The sequence below is a fragment of the Pseudomonas spartinae genome (assembly GCF_965197125.1).
GTDB classification, from domain to species: Bacteria; Pseudomonadota; Gammaproteobacteria; order Pseudomonadales; family Pseudomonadaceae; genus Aquipseudomonas; species Aquipseudomonas composti_A.
This window is the reverse complement of the sequence record NZ_CBDAMB010000036.1, coordinates 1-937: the sequence shown is the minus strand read 5'-3', so window position 1 is coordinate 937 and position 937 is coordinate 1. Positions and strand designations below refer to the sequence as shown.

Below are 937 nucleotides of genomic sequence, written 5' to 3'. Positions count from 1 at the left end.
GAAGCGCACGGTTTCACCTGGCTTCACATCGATCGTTTTCTGGCTGTAGTTGATGTCGTCCATCTTTACCAAGATGGTACGAGTCGCTGGCGTCGCCTGGGCCTGCTGCCCAATGCCATTGCTACTGCCGCCGACCTCGGCAAATGCCGGAAAGGTGGTGCTGATGAACAGAGTGCTGATCAGCAGTTTAAGGGGTAAGCGTTTCATGGTGAGACCTCGCGATGGGTGCTGGAAATCTCATGCTATTCCCCGCTTCCTGCCAGGCCGCTGACCCCAAAACTACAATTGCGTCAGCTGGGAAAAAGCACGGCGCCATAAAGGCGCCGCTAGGCCAAAGGAGCAATCACGGAAGGCCTGGAAGATGGGAAAATCCTTATCGATGGCACTCTTTGTCGGCCATCATTAGCTTGTGCTCGCGGATCATTTGAGCCAGCACGTCGTCTACCAGCTTGTCATGCTTTTCCATCCAGGCCAGATGCTCTTCGGCAGACATGTTTGGCGCGGGATGTTCGTTGTGCAGCTGGCTCATGATGTCTTCGAGCATGTTCATATGCTCCTTCATGTGCACATGCCGCTCGCCGACCGGGGCCTTCTCCGCCTGGATCAGCACGGCTTCTGCTTTGTCGCGCATCTGCTGGATGCGCTCGAATACACGGTCGCTGCCCCCTTCGGCCCAAGCCATGGAAGACAGCAGTAGCGAACCAACCAGAAGCAAAGGTTTCAGCGATTTCATGGGCAGTCTCCATCAGTGCAAACTATGGCCGGCACCTCTGCTTTTGGTCTGTCGAGGGCCGAGAGCACAACCTAGTACTCATGCTTGCACCCTAGACAAGCCACCCTGTCAGTGAGCTGAAGTCAGAATTACATTTTCGTAAGCTTCTGGTTGGGGCCGCGGTTTGCCTGCAAACTCAGGCCACCCGACTTTTGGAGTCTGCAC

General features: G+C 55.5%; 1 protein-coding gene and 1 pseudogene. Both read right to left on the bottom strand.

What is annotated here, in order from left to right:
- Positions 1 to 207, bottom strand: a pseudogene (locus tag ACN8M7_RS25940) (cupredoxin domain-containing protein); the annotation flags it as partial.
- 166 nt (positions 208 to 373) lie between these two features.
- Positions 374 to 733, bottom strand: a complete 360-nt coding sequence (locus ACN8M7_RS25935) for a co-regulatory protein PtrA N-terminal domain-containing protein (RefSeq protein ID WP_003246763.1) — start codon at positions 731 to 733, stop codon at positions 374 to 376.
- Positions 734 to 937 lie beyond the last annotated feature (204 nt).